Origin of the sequence: Microcoleus sp. S36a_B3, from assembly GCF_036700745.1 — a bacterium.
In the GTDB taxonomy this organism is placed as follows: Bacteria; Cyanobacteriota; Cyanobacteriia; order Cyanobacteriales; family Microcoleaceae; genus Microcoleus.
Genome location: NZ_JAUBPN010000010.1, coordinates 114,592 through 129,245, shown reverse-complemented (window position 1 = coordinate 129,245; position 14,654 = coordinate 114,592). Strand labels below are relative to the sequence as shown.

The 14,654-nt window shown below is 43.6% G+C and carries 14 protein-coding genes and 1 tRNA gene; 2 read left to right on the top strand and 13 right to left on the bottom strand.

The window, feature by feature from the left end; genetic code table 11:
- Window positions 1-212: 212 nt before the first annotated feature.
- The 4 genes from QUA01_RS13530 to gcvH all read right to left on the bottom strand — a co-directional run bounded on the left by QUA01_RS13530 (window position 213) and on the right by gcvH (window position 5,931).
- Window positions 213-824 carry an RloB family protein gene (locus tag QUA01_RS13530; RefSeq protein ID WP_333089932.1) on the bottom strand — a complete coding sequence of 204 codons (612 nt, stop codon included), beginning with the start codon at window positions 822-824 and terminating at the stop codon, window positions 213-215.
- A 5-nt stretch (window positions 825-829) separates the two neighbouring features.
- Window positions 830-2,227, bottom strand: coding sequence for an AAA family ATPase (locus QUA01_RS13525; protein WP_333089934.1), 1,398 nt, complete (start codon window positions 2,225-2,227; stop codon window positions 830-832).
- A 170-nt stretch (window positions 2,228-2,397) separates the two neighbouring features.
- Window positions 2,398-5,343, bottom strand: a complete 2,946-nt coding sequence (gene gcvP, locus QUA01_RS13520) for an aminomethyl-transferring glycine dehydrogenase (RefSeq protein ID WP_333089935.1) — start codon at window positions 5,341-5,343, stop codon at window positions 2,398-2,400.
- A 198-nt stretch (window positions 5,344-5,541) separates the two neighbouring features.
- Entirely contained in the window at window positions 5,542-5,931 is a 390-nt protein-coding gene (gene gcvH, locus QUA01_RS13515) for a glycine cleavage system protein GcvH (RefSeq protein ID WP_333089936.1), read from the bottom strand.
- A 60-nt stretch (window positions 5,932-5,991) separates the two neighbouring features.
- Between gcvH and QUA01_RS13510 the strand changes: the two genes are divergently transcribed.
- Together QUA01_RS13510 and QUA01_RS13505 are read left to right on the top strand one after the other, a co-directional pair.
- Complete coding sequence (locus tag QUA01_RS13510; protein ID WP_333089938.1) at window positions 5,992-6,237, top strand: hypothetical protein; 246 nt, start codon at window positions 5,992-5,994, stop codon at window positions 6,235-6,237.
- A 169-nt stretch (window positions 6,238-6,406) separates the two neighbouring features.
- Window positions 6,407-7,042, top strand: a complete 636-nt coding sequence (locus tag QUA01_RS13505; protein WP_333089939.1) for an alpha/beta hydrolase — start codon at window positions 6,407-6,409, stop codon at window positions 7,040-7,042.
- 108 nt (window positions 7,043-7,150) lie between these two features.
- On the opposite strand, the gene gcvT is transcribed toward QUA01_RS13505, so the two are convergent.
- The 9 genes from gcvT to QUA01_RS13460 form a co-directional block, all read right to left on the bottom strand.
- On the bottom strand, window positions 7,151-8,302 hold the full coding sequence (gcvT, locus tag QUA01_RS13500) for a glycine cleavage system aminomethyltransferase GcvT (RefSeq protein ID WP_333089940.1): 1,152 nt from the start codon (window positions 8,300-8,302) through the stop codon (window positions 7,151-7,153).
- Between the two features lie 123 nt (window positions 8,303-8,425).
- Window positions 8,426-8,498, bottom strand: a tRNA-Ala gene (locus QUA01_RS13495).
- A gap of 147 nt (window positions 8,499-8,645) precedes the next feature.
- Window positions 8,646-8,849: a hypothetical protein gene (locus tag QUA01_RS13490; protein WP_194070547.1), complete on the bottom strand. Its 204-nt coding sequence runs from the start codon at window positions 8,847-8,849 to the stop codon at window positions 8,646-8,648.
- A gap of 554 nt (window positions 8,850-9,403) precedes the next feature.
- A complete protein-coding gene (locus QUA01_RS13485) occupies window positions 9,404-9,727 on the bottom strand; it encodes a transposase (RefSeq protein WP_333235281.1) in 324 nt (107 codons plus the stop codon).
- 1,389 nt (window positions 9,728-11,116) lie between these two features.
- Window positions 11,117-11,602 (bottom strand): glutathione peroxidase, encoded by a 486-nt coding sequence (locus tag QUA01_RS13480; protein WP_333089949.1) that lies wholly within the window; start codon window positions 11,600-11,602, stop codon window positions 11,117-11,119.
- Between the two features lie 159 nt (window positions 11,603-11,761).
- Complete coding sequence (locus tag QUA01_RS13475; RefSeq protein WP_333089951.1) at window positions 11,762-12,655, bottom strand: DUF2382 domain-containing protein; 894 nt, start codon at window positions 12,653-12,655, stop codon at window positions 11,762-11,764.
- Between the two features lie 265 nt (window positions 12,656-12,920).
- Window positions 12,921-13,769: a DUF2382 domain-containing protein gene (locus QUA01_RS13470; protein WP_333089953.1), complete on the bottom strand. Its 849-nt coding sequence runs from the start codon at window positions 13,767-13,769 to the stop codon at window positions 12,921-12,923.
- A 137-nt stretch (window positions 13,770-13,906) separates the two neighbouring features.
- A complete protein-coding gene (locus tag QUA01_RS13465) occupies window positions 13,907-14,056 on the bottom strand; it encodes a hypothetical protein (protein ID WP_333089954.1) in 150 nt (49 codons plus the stop codon).
- A 48-nt stretch (window positions 14,057-14,104) separates the two neighbouring features.
- The gene (locus QUA01_RS13460; protein ID WP_333089955.1) at window positions 14,105-14,620 is read right to left on the bottom strand and encodes a DUF1499 domain-containing protein; all 516 of its coding nucleotides are present in this window, start codon (window positions 14,618-14,620) and stop codon (window positions 14,105-14,107) included.
- Window positions 14,621-14,654: the final 34 nt, after the last annotated feature.

Here is a 14,654-nt window from a genome sequence, read left to right as displayed (position 1 = left end):
GATACTGCTTTCAAACTGGTTGTGCCTGCGAAAAATGTTAATTAAATTATATTAATCTCTTATTCACATTGTAGCAAATGTTGAAATCATAATCATGTCCGTTCGATTGACTGCAATAAGTAAAGTTCGTAGTGCGGACTTGTATCCTCCGCCCAAGAACAAACTTTCGGGCGCACTACGAACCATTTTCGAGTAATTGACCGGACATGATATTAGAAGTCACTACCCAAGCTTTCCAGCACAATCTCCACAAGTCTATAAACATGGGTTCCTAGTGTTGGGGGCAAACTTTGTTGAGAATTTTGATGTAGATTTTTCGCTCTATTTACTGCATTTTCAATATTGTCTCTGTAAGCACAAATATCTAAATTGCTACCATTGTAACTTCCTAAAATAGTTCTCAGTCTTGCCTTGAAATTATCGCAAGTCCTATCCTGGGAATTAAGATCTTCAAAATGTAGAGTCAACCATACTTCAAAACAAGGATTACTAATTGCTAAATTATAACCTTTTTGCCTAGCTTGACTGCAGACAGAACTCAACTTCCTTGCACCCCAACGATCCACATCAGAAACCAGCCAAAGCATATCATCCTCATTGAGATCGTATCGTTCTTTGAAGATATCTAAACGCTCTAAGACATATTCAGGTGAAGATTTGCCATCTTCTGTAGTTGCTAATATCTCTAATTTAATTCTCGTGCTCTTAAACATCCTAAAATATTGTTTTTCAGTTTCCTTACCTTCCGTAGCAACTATAAAAAGTTTGGCATCTCTGCGATCCTGTTGGCGATCTAATAATTTTGTACGCTTAATTTTTCCCATTGCTATTAGTTTATTTGCACAGATAAATCGGTTTCGCAATTAAGCCAGCCTAAACTTTGTGGATTTCCAAAGAATGGAATAGCCCCAAAACGTCCGTTCAAATAACCTTTCTCAATCTTAAGATCGGGCTTCATTTTAAATTCGGCTAAAGAGTAAAGATTAGACACACCTTTTTCGCACTTTTCCACAAACCAAATTTCATCTCGTCTGAGTAAATCTAAGTCTAACAAATTGGTATCATGGGTTGTAAAAATAAGTTGATTATTTGTGTCTTTACAGTTAATTGCTACTTCTACAAAAATCCGAGAAAGCAGAGGATGCAAACGTCTATCAAGTTCATCCAGAAAAATAACTTTTTCTTCTTCTTGTTTTAAAATAAAAAGAGCGGGAATCAAATTAATGAGACGTTGAGTTCCTTCTGATTCCTCTTCTATTGAAAAGTCAAAAAAATCTCCATCTTCACTGCGATGACGAGTTCTGAGTTGAATCAAGCTTACTTGATTTTCATCATCCTTAAACAACAGAAATCTTCCACCTCCTAAGTTTTCAATCATTGCGATGGAATTTTTTTCTGCTTCATTCAGTTCTTGAATAATATTATCTCTTAAAACTTTAGGCATAGTTGGAAAGTGTCGATCGAAATCTAACTCTACTTCGTCTGTGATTATGGAATCAATTCCTGTTCCTGCAAACTTCAGAAACTCACTCAGAAAGTCTGTAAATGATTCATCACTGAGTACACCAATTTCTAAGCCAGTATAATCTGCTTCTGCTGGAATAATAGTCAATACTTTTCTAAACCAATCAAAAATAGGTTTTAAAATAACAACATTTCGTTCAAGACTTTCTGTCAAAAATAGTTGATTGGGGCGAGTACCTTGGGCAATAAAATCAAGAAACTGTTGGCGCTTCTTACTTCGACCTTTAAGTTTTGAACCAAAGTCAACTTTAGTTTGTTTTTGTGATGACGTGACTCGCTCAAAGTACATTACTTCCTGCTTTTTACCATTAGGAATTCCATAAAGCCATTCTTCAAAAATTTGCTCTCTATTTAATTTAAATCCGTAGGAGTATTGCTCGCCTTGGTGCGTAAAAATAAACTCAAATTTGCTTGGTTGCTTACTATAATCACCCATTTTAAATGAAGAAACAGGGATAGTTTGGCTGCTGCGAGTTCCCTGTACCACTAAGTTTTTTGCAAAACTTATAGCTTCGATTAGATTAGATTTGCCGGCTGCATTTGCTCCGTAGATTGCTGCAATTGGCAATATCGATCGCCCTTTTCCTGCTGCATCTTCAGCAAGGTGATCTATATGTTGTCTATCACTATTAACTCCCACCATACTAAAAGTGACTTCATCCCTGAAGGATAAAAAATTTTGTATAGTAAGTTGAATTAACATTGTTTTCACCCATTAGGAGGCATTAGATTATACTACTTTCAGCCACTATGGTAGCCTAAAACTGGTATTTAGGAGAAAAAATCTCCTAAACTACCTAGTTTTATGCAAATTTTCTCTCTATAGACAGAGATGTGGAGATACTACGGGCTCTAGACTCGTGGATTGCAATCTTAAGTGTAAGCCTCCATTGGCAAACAAGAACAGACAAAATTACGATCGCCAAAAGCATTATCTATCCGGCCCACCGCCGGCCAAAACTTATATTCGCGAGTCCCAGCAGTCGGATAAGCAGCTTGCGCGCGAGTATAAGGACGGTTCCACTCATCAACCATCAGAGATTCTGCAGTATGCGGCGCATTTTTCAACAGATTATTTTGCGAATCCACATTACCTTTTTCAATCTCCGCAATTTCGCCTCGAATCGCAATCATCGCATGGCAGAAAGAATCTAATTCCTGTTTTGATTCGCTTTCCGTCGGTTCCACCATTACCGTACCTGCAACAGGCCAAGAAACAGTCGGCGCGTGATAGCCGTAATCCATCAACCGTTTGGCGATATCATCAACTTCAATAGCAGCAGATTTTTTGAGAAGCCGCAAATCCAAAATACACTCATGCGCCACTAAACCCGATTTGCCTTTATACAAAACCGGATAATAAGATTCTAAGCGTTTTGCCATGTAATTAGCATTAAGAATTGCAACTTTTGTCGCCTCAGTTAAACCCACTCCTCCCATCATCCGAATGTACATCCAAGAAATAGTCAAAATGCTGGCACTTCCCCAAGGTGCGGCAGAAACAGCGCCAACTGATGTTTGTTGACTGTTCACTGTTGACTGTTCGCTGTTAAGAATAGAATGACTGGGCAAAAATTCTACCAAATGAGGCATAACTCCAATCGGCCCCATCCCCGGGCCGCCGCCGCCGTGAGGAATGCAGAAAGTTTTGTGCAAATTTAAGTGACAAACATCAGCACCAAAATCACCGGGGCGGCACAAACCAACTTGAGCATTCATATTTGCGCCGTCCATATAAACTTGTCCGCCGCAGTTGTGGACAATCTCGCAAATCTCTTTGATTTCTGACTCAAACACGCCGTGGGTAGATGGATAGGTCACCATCAAAGCAGCCAGTTCATTTTTGTGTTTCTCGGCTTTTTTCTGCAAGTCGGCGACATCAATATTACCCTGGGAATCGCACTCGACAGCCACTACCTTCATCCCCGCCATCACCGCGCTAGCCGGATTTGTACCGTGGGCTGACTGGGGAATTAAACAGATATTGCGGTGAGATTCGCCTCGGTGTTCGTGGTATTGGCGAAGGACTAACAATCCCGCGTATTCTCCCTGGGAACCGGCGTTTGGCTGCAAAGAAATTCCCGCAAAACCGGTGATTTCTGCCAGCCACTGTTCGAGTTGCACGAACATCATTTGATAGCCGCGAGTTTGATTGCGGGGTGCAAAGGGATGTATCTTCCCAAATTCGGCCCAAGTTACCGGCAGCATCTCGGCTGTTGCGTTCAATTTCATCGTGCAGGAACCCAAGGGAATCATCGATGTGTTTAGCGATAAATCCTTGGTTTCTAAACGGTGCAAGTACCGCAAAAGTTCGGTTTCGGAATGGTAGCTGTTGAAAACTGGATGGGTGAGATAGCTGGTTGTGCGATCGCAAAAATCTGGTAAAGTCAAATAGGAATTTAATGCGTCTGCATCCAGCGGAATATTGAGAGCGTTCTGCCCCTCGACCCTGATATAATCCTTATGCTGTCCGAAAATTTCCCATAAATCTTGCACGTCTTCAACAGTAACAGTTTCATCTAAAGTTATTCCGACTGTCGCCTCATCAAAAACTCGAAGATTAATGTTGCGAAGTTGGGCAGTTGCTAGAAGTTCTGACAGCGGTTTGTCTCCCAATTCTACTCGCAGAGTATCGAAAAAAGGTTGAGAACCAATTTTGTATCCGAAACTTCTTAAACCGGATGCCAAAAGTGCAGTTAAACTCTGTACTTTTTCTGCAATGTCTCTGAGTCCAGACGGGCCGTGATAAACAGCATACATACTCGCCATCACTGCCAGCAAAACTTGAGCAGTACAAATATTGCTAGTTGCTTTTTCGCGGCGGATGTGCTGTTCGCGAGTTTGCAAAGCCAAGCGTAACGCAGACTTGCCGTTGGCATCTTTGGAAACGCCGACAATTCGCCCCGGAACTTGCCGTTTAAACTCTTCTTTTGTGGCGAAATAGGCTGCGTGGGGCCCTCCGAATCCCATCGGCACTCCGAAGCGCTGGGTGCTTCCTACGGCTATGTCAGCGCCGAATTCGCCGGGGGGCGTAAGCAGGCAAAGGCTCAAAATGTCGGCGGCGACTGTGACTAATGCGCCGACTTCGTGTGCCGATCGAATAAAATCTCTATAGTCGTAAATTGTGCCGTCTGTTGCTGGGTATTGCAGGAGCGCGCCGAAAATTGTACGATCGAACTCAAAGCTTTGATGGTCGCCCACAATCACCTCAATTCCCAGCGGTTTAGCGCGAGTTTGCACAACTTCGACGGTTTGAGGGTGACAATCTCGGGAAACAAAAAATGCTTTCGCCCCCTTTTTGCTAGCGCCGTAACTTACCGCCATCGCTTCCGCCGCCGCAGTCCCCTCATCCAGCAAAGAAGCGTTAGCAATTTCCAAACCCGTGAGCTCGATTATCATGGTTTGGAAGTTCAGCAAAGCTTCCAATCGTCCTTGGGCAATTTCGGCTTGGTAGGGAGTGTAAGCTGTATACCAGCCGGGATTTTCCAGGATATTCCGCTGGATGACCGGGGGTGTGATGCAGTCGTGATATCCTGTCCCGATGTACGATCGAAATATCTGATTTTTTGCAGCAATTTCTTTCAATTCTGCCAAAGCAGCGTACTCGCTTTGCGCTGCGGGAAGTTGCAGGGGTTGATTCATGCGAATCGCCGCTGGAACAGTTTTGTCAATCAACTCATCAAGGCTGGAAATACCCAAAACATCTAGCATTTGCTGGATTTCGCTTGCTGTCGGGCCAATGTGCCGCCCCGCAAAACCACCGATGGGGGAAAGGTTTTGCTGCTGGCTGGGTTCAACTTTCGGGCTGTAGAGTACCAAGGCTGATTCTCCTGAGTTAACTTTTGCTTCTTTGTTTGTAACATTTAGTCACAAAAGAAGGAAGAAGGAAGAGGGAAGAAGGAAGAGGGAAGAAGGAAGAGGGAAGAAGGAAGATGGAAGAGAAACGATTTCCCCCTCTCCCCCCTCTCCCACTCTCCCCTCTCCCCCTCTCCCACTCTCCCACTCTCCCCCTCTCCCCTATTCCCCTTCCACCATTTTGCGGTACTCTTCGACAGACAAAGCATCACTGGCGTCGCTGAGATTGTCAACGCGCACTTTCAGCAGCCAGCCAGCCCCATAGGGGTCTTCCGCCAAGTTTTCGGGAGACTCTATAATGTCATCGTTGCGTTCTACGACTGTACCCGTAACAGGCGCTTTCAAATCTTCAACTGCTTTCACAGACTCGACTGTACCGAAAGCTTCGCCCTTTTCGAGCCCTGCGCCGATTTCTGGCAAATCTAGAAACACGATATCGCCGAGTTGGTCAACAGCAAAAGCGCTAATCCCGATGGTGGCGATTTCCCCTTCGAGTCGGATGTATTCGTGGGTGTCTAAATATTTCAGGTCATCAGGGTATGTTAGTGCCATGTCTTTTCTCGCAATAAACAAAGTATTCAGTAAATCTTAGTGAACTCTGGGCATTTATTGATGAATAAGTGGAACAAAAAAAATATTAAACGCTGGCTTTTTGGAGAATTTTCTGTCAAAAGACTGATGCAATCTATAATTTTTATTTACGCATTTCTGTGTTTTTATGGTTTCTTTTTTTCAGAACGGCTAATTTTTCAACCTCCCCCATCTAGCCAGAGTGATAGCAGGGAATTTATCAAAGTTAGCTCAGCTAATGGCATGAAAATTTCTGCTGTTCATTTTCCTAACCCGCAAGCTAAATAGGGCTTGCTGAATAGAACTAGAAGTTATGACTGCCAAGGGTTGCAAGATTTTTAAACACAAAAAAGTGCTCTCGTTATGACGTTTGTCGGCTCAAAATCCTTGGATTTCGGTGGAAAATTGTGGAGTAAATTTGGGAACCGATCTCCGAATCTCCCATTTTTCAAGCTGTTTGACACTTAGATTCGATTTGTGGACTTTTTCAGCAAGCCCTAAATATACTATACTTTACAGTCACGGGAATGCGGAAGACTTGGACGGCATTTTGTGGCTGCTCGGAGAAATTCGAGATAGTGGGTTTGCGGTGTTTGCCTATGATTATCAAGGTTACGGTACGAGTCAGGGAAATCCTTCTGAGGATAATACTTATCGTGACATTGATGCTGTTTACAATTATTTAACCCAAGAGTTGGGAGTACCTGCAAACCAAGTTATTCTTTATGGGCGTTCTGTAGGCGGTGGGCCGGCTGTTGATTTGGCATCGCGGCAAAAAGTTGGTGGTTTGGTGGTTGAAAGTTCCTTTGTTTCGGTTTTTCGGGTGTTGACGCGGATTCCGATTTTACCCTTTGACAAGTTTGTGAATATTGATAAGATTGGCAAAGTTCGATCGCCTGTTTTGGTGATTCATGGTAAGGCTGATGAGGTGGTACATTTTTGGCATGGAGAGCAGCTTTTTGCGGCCGCTAAGCAGCCTAAATTCAATTTTTGGGTCGATCGCGCCGGTCATAATGATTTGATGGATGTGGCGGGCGATCGCTATGCTGCAACTTTGCGACAATTTGCTAAGCTAGTAGATGAGTCTTCTTGACTAAGATGAGCAACGGGCTAGAAGTCCGTTCCACAACAATACATAAACTTCACTTTTTTTCGGTAGTTGCTCTTAGTTTTCCCCTGAATTAAGACTTACCTACTTAATTTAATTTGGGCGGTTGGGAGAGCGATAAAATGGTTTTTTAACCACCGTCGCCGGGTAATTTTTCCCGCGAATCTCGACTTCTAACCGCTGGCCGATTTTCGCTAATTTTACCGGAAGCATCGCGAGGGCGACGGCCCGATTCAAGGTAGGCGACAATGTACCGCTAGTAACTTCTCCTACTGTTTCGCTTTCAAATATTATCGGATAGCCGTGGCGCGCAATGTGCCGCCCTTCCATTTCTAACCCTACCAACCGCTTCGATACTCCATTGGCTTTCTGCTGTTCCAAAACCTCGCGCCCAATAAAATCGCCTTTGCTGTCGAGGTGAACTACCCAACCCAATCCAGCTTCAAAAGGTGTGGTACTGTCGTCGATATCTTGGCCGTAAAGTGCCATTGCTGCTTCTAAACGCAAGGTATCTCTGGCCCCCAATCCGCAGGGAACAACGCCAGCATTGAGGAATTTTTGCCAGAGTTTTTTGCCTGTTTCTATATCCACCATGATTTCAAATCCATCTTCGCCGGTGTAACCAGTTCGGGCGATAAAACTCGGCTGTCCTAACAGTTTTGTTTCTAAGTGTCCGAAGGCTTTAATTTGTGCTAGGTTGTCTTCCACAAAAGGCTGGAGATGGTTGACAGCTTCCGGGCCTTGAATCGCGATTAAAACTTGGTTTTTGGAGATGTCGGTAAAACTAATTTCGCTAGAGGCTAAGTGGGCTTCTATCCAGGCTTTGTCTGTGATGCGAGTGGCGGCGTTGACAATGATTGCTGCACGTTCTTCGCCAGTGATAGCATCTGGTTCTTGGCAGTAAAAAATAATATCGTCTATGATGCAGCCTTGGTTATTTAATAAGACTGTATATTGAGCTTGACCTGGTTGCAAGCGGCTTAAGTCTGAGGGTACTAGGGGTTGAAATTTTTCGATTAGTTGTTTCCCTTTCAAGCAGAATTTTCCCATGTGGGAAATGTCGAACATTCCTGCTTGTTGGCGTACTGCTTGGTGTTCGCTGCTGATGCCTGCGTACTGCACTGCCATCTCCCACCCGGAAAATGGTACCATCCGACCTTTGAGCTGTAATGATAGGTCGTACAGAGGCGATCGCGCAAGCTGGCTCGGCCTCTCTGGATTTTTGGGTTCAGTTGACTTTGCCACGGGATAATTGCTTTTTTTGCGGGTAGATTGTTTTAATTTTACGGGAAAGTGCGATCGAATTTAAGAAGACGCTGGCACTTTCAACCGCCGTCCGATCTAATTTTGTTGCTCTAACCTTGTTTATGGAGAATAGCGGGCTCGAACCGCTGACCCCTACAATGCCATTGTAGTGCTCTACCAACTGAGCTAATTCCCCTTTCTTTTCGCGCTCTCAATCATGCCTTAATGGAGTAATGTTTGTCAAGCCTTTTTGAAAAAATAGTTTGGAGCCTTGAACTGGCAAGGCTTTGGACTTTTTTAAAATCTCCTGGCTGCTTTTCAATGAACGAATCCCTAGGATTATTTAATAAGTGTGTTGGGATATTGCGGTTAAATGGCTCAAGCAAGAGCCCATGAGGAAGTAGACGACGATCAGGGCTGCGGCTGAGACCGCGACTAGGATGCCGGCTAGGATTAGTGAAAATTCCCGTTGCGCGATCGCCTCTTGCATTAGGTGCAAGGACCAAGCGACTAGGGCCACGTCAATTATTAAAATAGAAATCAGCATAAGTTACGTTTTGTAACAGCGTACCCATTGTAACAAAACTTTTGACTGCTTGCAGATTAGCTTATACGCATTTAATTATTGGTGTAAAACCCCGAGGGAGCAACAAAAAGGCACTGAGAAAAAAGATAGCTCTGCCTAATCATTACGATATGCAAAGTAAATGAGAGCTGGCTCAGCTATTGAGGGGCGGCGGGTGCGATCGCGGCGGGTGCGATCGCTTTTTTTGAGGGTAGGTGCGTTAGGGAAGCGCGCACCTGCGGGAGGCAGATCAACGAAGAGGATCGCCCGTTTTGAGTGTAGCTGGATGGGAGAATGGCAAAACCTAAGAGTGCGATCTACTTTTTTGGTGATAAATAGGTTGATCAAGAATTCGTCAAGAGCGATGGGGTTAAAAGTTGCACTCCAGTTTAACTAAAAAGAGTTACGCACTCCGCCAAAGAAACCGGGTTTTTGACCTAATCTGTCGGTAAGAACCAAAGATTTTTGGAAAAAACCCGGTTTCTGACCATCTGTGAATCAGCCATATTTATGACCTACAGCACTTCGGGATGTTATTAGATACAGTAGCAGCAATTAGTAAACCAGTTTGTGAGATGTTTCGGATCAATTAAGTCAATAGCCACAGCAATTATCGTTTCAACCATTTTAGTGCTGGTTGGTGAAAACTGTCGCAATAAAGATTTGAGTTGCGACCACCATAATTCAATTGGATTAAAATCAGGAGAGTATGGAGACAAACACAAGATAGAAGCATCCACCGCTTCAATCATAGGCTTAATTGAATCTACTTTATGCGCTGGTAAGTTATCCATATAGGCTCGCTTTGCCTCATTGGAAGCATGAGTTCTGGTTAAACAAGTGTAATACTCCAGTTTCATCTAAAAATACTAGATTTTTTGTGTCGATATGCTTGACTTTCCCCCATACTCTAACCTTAATTTCATGACTCTTTCAGTGCCGGCTTGGCTACTTCTTACTATTTTTTTTACGATTTAATGCCAACTTTTGTAAGGCGTTACACATGGCTGTTATACCACCAATTTTTCGGTCTTTTGGGGGAATAACTCACACAATTCTACCAAGGTTGTATCGGGATGTGCTGTCACTATTTATCTCAACTCTTTTGACGCATTATTCAAATGACTGAATCTGGGTTTATCCCTAGGTTGAGGCTGTAAATTTTCTCGATTTTTTGTTGCTTGACAAGTTTTTGAACTAAGGAATTAAAATTTAATAACTTAAGCGATTACTCGTTACCAGGAAGAGCCTGGTAATGCAGATCTGGAGGCTCTGCCTCCTTTGATCTGGCAACTTACAGGAGAGAGGCTGTAGGAGGTAAGTTTTCGATCCTAAGCTTTTACTGCAGGCAAATATTTCTGCTGTTTTTCTGATCTACAGCTTCTGCTGTAGATGGGCTGATACTATGAAAGGCTCGCAAATCTACTGAGTATGATTTCATTAGTATATTATTTTGAGTCGATTCTATTGTACCTCATGACATCTGGAAGTGCTGTATGATACAAGTGACTAAAAAAAAGGAAATATCCGCCCTCAGTCATTAGTTAATAGTCATTGGTCATTAGTCATCAGGAAGAAGAAAGAAACCATCCAATCAAAGCTTTCAGCAATTAAGAACTTCCTTTTTTTTTTGACGGTTACTATAAAAATGAATGCTTTTAAATTTATTCAAATTTTGATGGTTCGGACTTCACTTTTTATAGAAATTGGACGACTGAAGTCCTCACTACGAACCAATTTGATTGGAGTCGCAGTCAGGATATAATCTCAATTATTGTTATTTTTCTTTAGGGAATGATGCCATACCTACAAACAGCATGGCCAGCCCGCCTCCCAGAATCGCGAAGGCTAGTAAACCTACGGCTAAATCTAATCCCGATGTATTTTCCATTAAATTAAACGATTCTCCAATTAAATAATTCAATCATCCGTATTTATTAATTGCTGATTACTTCTCAACAATGGGGAAGAGAAGCAAAAACAAGCTAACTAATCGTAGTAGGGTGCGTCTCGGGGAAAATTGTTAGTCTGTCTGCAAAACATTCAGCCATGATATCGTTTCCGGTTGCCTCTGAATAATAAAATCGAGTCAACAGTTAATACTCAACCATTCAGTTCTTCGACCCACCAGTCAACAGTCAACAGTCAATAATCACCTGACGGTGCAACCGGAATTGATATGACGCACCCTACAATCACTAAACATCCATCTGTTATATCGGCGGTTTAAAAACTCTTTACCGAACAGCTTATTTTGCCAATTCTTTTTCAATGGCGGCGATCAATTCGGGGGAATCTGGGGCCACGCTGCTGGGGAATCTGGCAACCACTTCACCTTGTTTGTTAACTAAGAATTTCTCAAAATTCCACGAAACATCACCCTTGGGGTCGGCTTCACTCGTAAGTTTAGCGTACAGCGGATGCTGCTGACTGCCTTTGGCGCGTACTTTGTCAAACAATTCAAAGCTGACTCCGTATTTGGTCGTACAGAAATTGACGATTTCTGCGTTACTTCCAGGTTCTTGTGCTCCGAAGTCGTTGCAGGGAAATCCTAAAACCCTGAGTCCCCCAGCGCTGTATTTCTGGCTCAATTCTTCGAGTCCTTTGTATTGAGGTGTATAGCCGCATTGAGAAGCTACGTTAACTATCAAGAGTACCTTACCAGCGTACTCTCCTAGCTGCTTGTCTGCGCCTGAGATCGTTTTTACTTTAATGTCGGAGATGGTGCTGGGCATTTTCAAATACTTGTAAATTTGACCACCACGATTTTACCGCAATTTGGTAAGATTTGGTCGGTATGCCGATCGCTCAAAATTTATAGGTGTTGCTAGCAAGGAATGCAAGTCCTCATAAAAATCAGAGGACTTGCATTCCTTGCTATAAACTAATTTTATTTAACTGTCTGAGTGGCTTTCCGTTATCCATTTTTGGTAAGTTTCCTCTAGTTGCGGGTTCTCCAGAACGAGTTCGAGGCGGACTTTTACGCAACCGTGGCGGGGTTGAGAGGCGATCGAATTTAAGATTTTGCTGGCTTTCTGCACCGAGGTAAACTCAGCCTTAACTGTCGGTTCATCGCGATCGTGCTTAATTCCCGCCAAATCTATACCCGTGATGCTTCCCTCGCCCAAATCTATTTCGGCCAACACCTTCGGATCGTCGCCGACTTGTTCGACAATTAGCTTTTCCCACTGGATGGGCACTTGTACCATCCGAGTTTCAATTTCTTTGCGGACAATCACTTCGCCGACTTTGCGCTTGCTGCGATTGATCACCAATCGTTCTTCTAGCAGGCGAATTACTTCTCGATCGACAATATCAAAGTCTTCATCCTCTTCACTCGTCTCCAAATTCTCATTTTGGCGATCGGAATCTGTTAGATTTGACATAACTTTTGAGGGTTGGGTTGACTCGCTATTGGTTAATTCATTCAGCGCTCCTGAGGAATTTTCTACAGACTGAGCCTCGCTATTTGCCGAAATTCCCGGCAGCCGATCGACTTCATCTGAATTAACACTTACAAACAAAGCTTTTTGGTGATAATCTACTTTTTTTAGCAGCTTAATACTAACTAAAAATATCCGAGCTTTTTCGCTGCCTAGCCCTGCTACCACAAAGTTTAGTTGACCGCTTTCATCAAAATATACATCTTTTATTTTACCTACCAAGTGACCTTGATTGTCTTTTACTGTAAAACTTTTTAGCTTAGTTCTGACTTTTTCCGGCACCCGGTTGAGACGAGTAATTGATTTTGCCACTGCTATTTTTTCGGCTGATACTTGACCGTTCATTTTTAAATTTTCCTGCTAAAAAGACGGGGCGCTAGAAACCAGGTTTATACTTGCCTTTCACCCGACAGTAGCGGGGTGAAGAACGGGCGGTTAAAATTACGTTATTTTCTTGGGCCCGTTTGGCACGGACGAAAGTTTTTGTAAACCTGGTTTCTACCGCCGTCTGCATCTAGGAATTGCGCGACTATCGCACAATTTCAACCAGCGATGTGACAGAATTATGTGATTAATCCGCAATTCCTATTCAATACCTGCTGCAGTTGGTTTAGATATTTTTATTATCTACAACCGGAGTGCCATCCGTGTCAATGTCCAATTCTTCACGGCGCAAGGTTTCTTCGCCATCAACCGTGCTGCGGACAACTTCTTTTCTGATGTTGACTTCTTCGCGCACGTAGGCTTCCTTGTGAATGTCGGCCGTTTCTTCGTACACTTCCATGCGTGCAACTTCCCCTGATTGGAAGTTAGCTTCGCCGACTGAAACTACTCTACCCGCTTCTACGGGCGTTACTCGCTCGATTACGACTCGTTCCTTCTCGATGGGTACTGAAGCTCGCGCTGTTTCAGTTTCCACGCGCTTGCCCACTGCTACTTCGCCTGTTTTGGCCCGGGTTTTGTTGGCAATCAAGCGTTCTTCATAAAGCTTGAGATTTTGGTGTTGTTGTTCGTTGGTGTCGTAGAGGGGGCGATCGAGATCGTAGCTGTAGTTACTGCGATCGTAGCTGGCAGGAGTGGCAGTTGCGGCTGTGCCTTGATTGCGGTAAACGCCTCTTACCTGTTCTTCGCGATCGTAATCTAGTGGTTCTAATTCATTGTAAGCAGGCAATCTTTCTGCTTGATCTTTGCTGCGAAGGCCTGTAGCGTAGACGCGGCGTGCTCCATAGTCGAAGCGGGCAGAGCCGATCGGTAGCAATACTTTTTTGCCAAAAATCCAAATCCCGGTATCAATTACCAGATAGCGGAAACGACCCGTTTCATCAACCAAAGCATCATAAACGGTTCCTACTTTTTCATCAGAGTCGCCTGCATAAACATCAAATCCTTTGATGTCGTCTCCAGCAAAAATTTCTTCTTGATAGTTAGGATAAAATTCTTCTAATCTTTGAAGTGTCATGTGTTTTTTCCTCGCTTGTTTAATTAAATTTATAGTAAAAATTAATTGGGTTGACTTACATCTCCCTAAAGTCTGAAGTGTACAATTTAGGGCGTTTAATACTATAGGAATAGTGCCTGGTGCGGTGACGAGCGCACTCAGCTATGCAAAGCCCGATCGACAATACCTAGCGGTTGAAAGTGCCGATCGAGGCAAACTCTCACTCCGGCGGATAGGGTTTGACTCGATCGGGCGGTTAAGACTCGGTTATGCTCTTGAGTCCGCTGGGAGGGGACATCGTTTGACAACACCAGGTTTCAACCGCTGTTTGAGCTTCGGGATATCTAGAGATTAGCTCACTGTTGATTTAGTTGAGCTCTGAGTGTCTCAATTCGTTTGCGGTTAACTCCTAAATCCGACTGTCCCAGACGCGATGCCGATCGCGCGTGAATGACTTTTGCGCCATCATCTACCAAAAATTCCACGTCATCGACAAACCCCATCAAAGGACTCGTGAACTCCGCATAGAGGTAATTATCAGTTGCAGTGATAATTTTAGTTTTCCCCGACGACTCGATCGCCCCTTTGAGCTTTGCCATTGCTTCTGTAGGCGACGAAGTGTAGGCCAAAGGCTCAATTTGGTGTTCGGCATCTTGACTGAAGCTGCTGACGCAGTTAGGCGAAGCAGGGCACGCTGCGAGTTTTCCTGACACAATACCGATATTGGCGGGTTTTTTTCCAGCAAACATTGTTTTTTCTCCGGGAATTAGGATAAAAATAGCGATCGACAGTACCGCTACCGCTAGCAGTGATATTAAAATAACTAGGACTCTTTTCAATGCTTGAGGCGATTTTGTTTCAACTGTCTGCAAAGGATTATCCCTCCTGAAAGTGCAAATTCATTCT

What these genes read in the sequence shown, in the direction of transcription:
- gcvH (WP_333089936.1), bottom strand. Translation starts at nt 5,931, where the DNA reads ATGGCACTAACATACCCTGATGACCTGAAATATTTAGACACCCACGAA.
- QUA01_RS13475 (WP_333089951.1), bottom strand. Translation starts at nt 12,655, where the DNA reads ATGAACGGTCAAGTATCAGCCGAAAAAATAGCAGTGGCAAAATCAATT.
- QUA01_RS13480 (WP_333089949.1), bottom strand. Translation starts at nt 11,602, where the DNA reads ATGCCCAGCACCATCTCCGACATTAAAGTAAAAACGATCTCAGGCGCA.
- QUA01_RS13530 (WP_333089932.1), bottom strand. Translation starts at nt 824, where the DNA reads ATGGGAAAAATTAAGCGTACAAAATTATTAGATCGCCAACAGGATCGC.
- QUA01_RS13485 (WP_333235281.1), bottom strand. Translation starts at nt 9,727, where the DNA reads ATGAAACTGGAGTATTACACTTGTTTAACCAGAACTCATGCTTCCAAT.
- QUA01_RS13490 (WP_194070547.1), bottom strand. Translation starts at nt 8,849, where the DNA reads ATGCTGATTTCTATTTTAATAATTGACGTGGCCCTAGTCGCTTGGTCC.
- QUA01_RS13525 (WP_333089934.1), bottom strand. Translation starts at nt 2,227, where the DNA reads ATGTTAATTCAACTTACTATACAAAATTTTTTATCCTTCAGGGATGAA.
- QUA01_RS13470 (WP_333089953.1), bottom strand. Translation starts at nt 13,769, where the DNA reads ATGACACTTCAAAGATTAGAAGAATTTTATCCTAACTATCAAGAAGAA.
- QUA01_RS13510 (WP_333089938.1), top strand. Translation starts at nt 5,992, where the DNA reads ATGAATAAGTGGAACAAAAAAAATATTAAACGCTGGCTTTTTGGAGAA.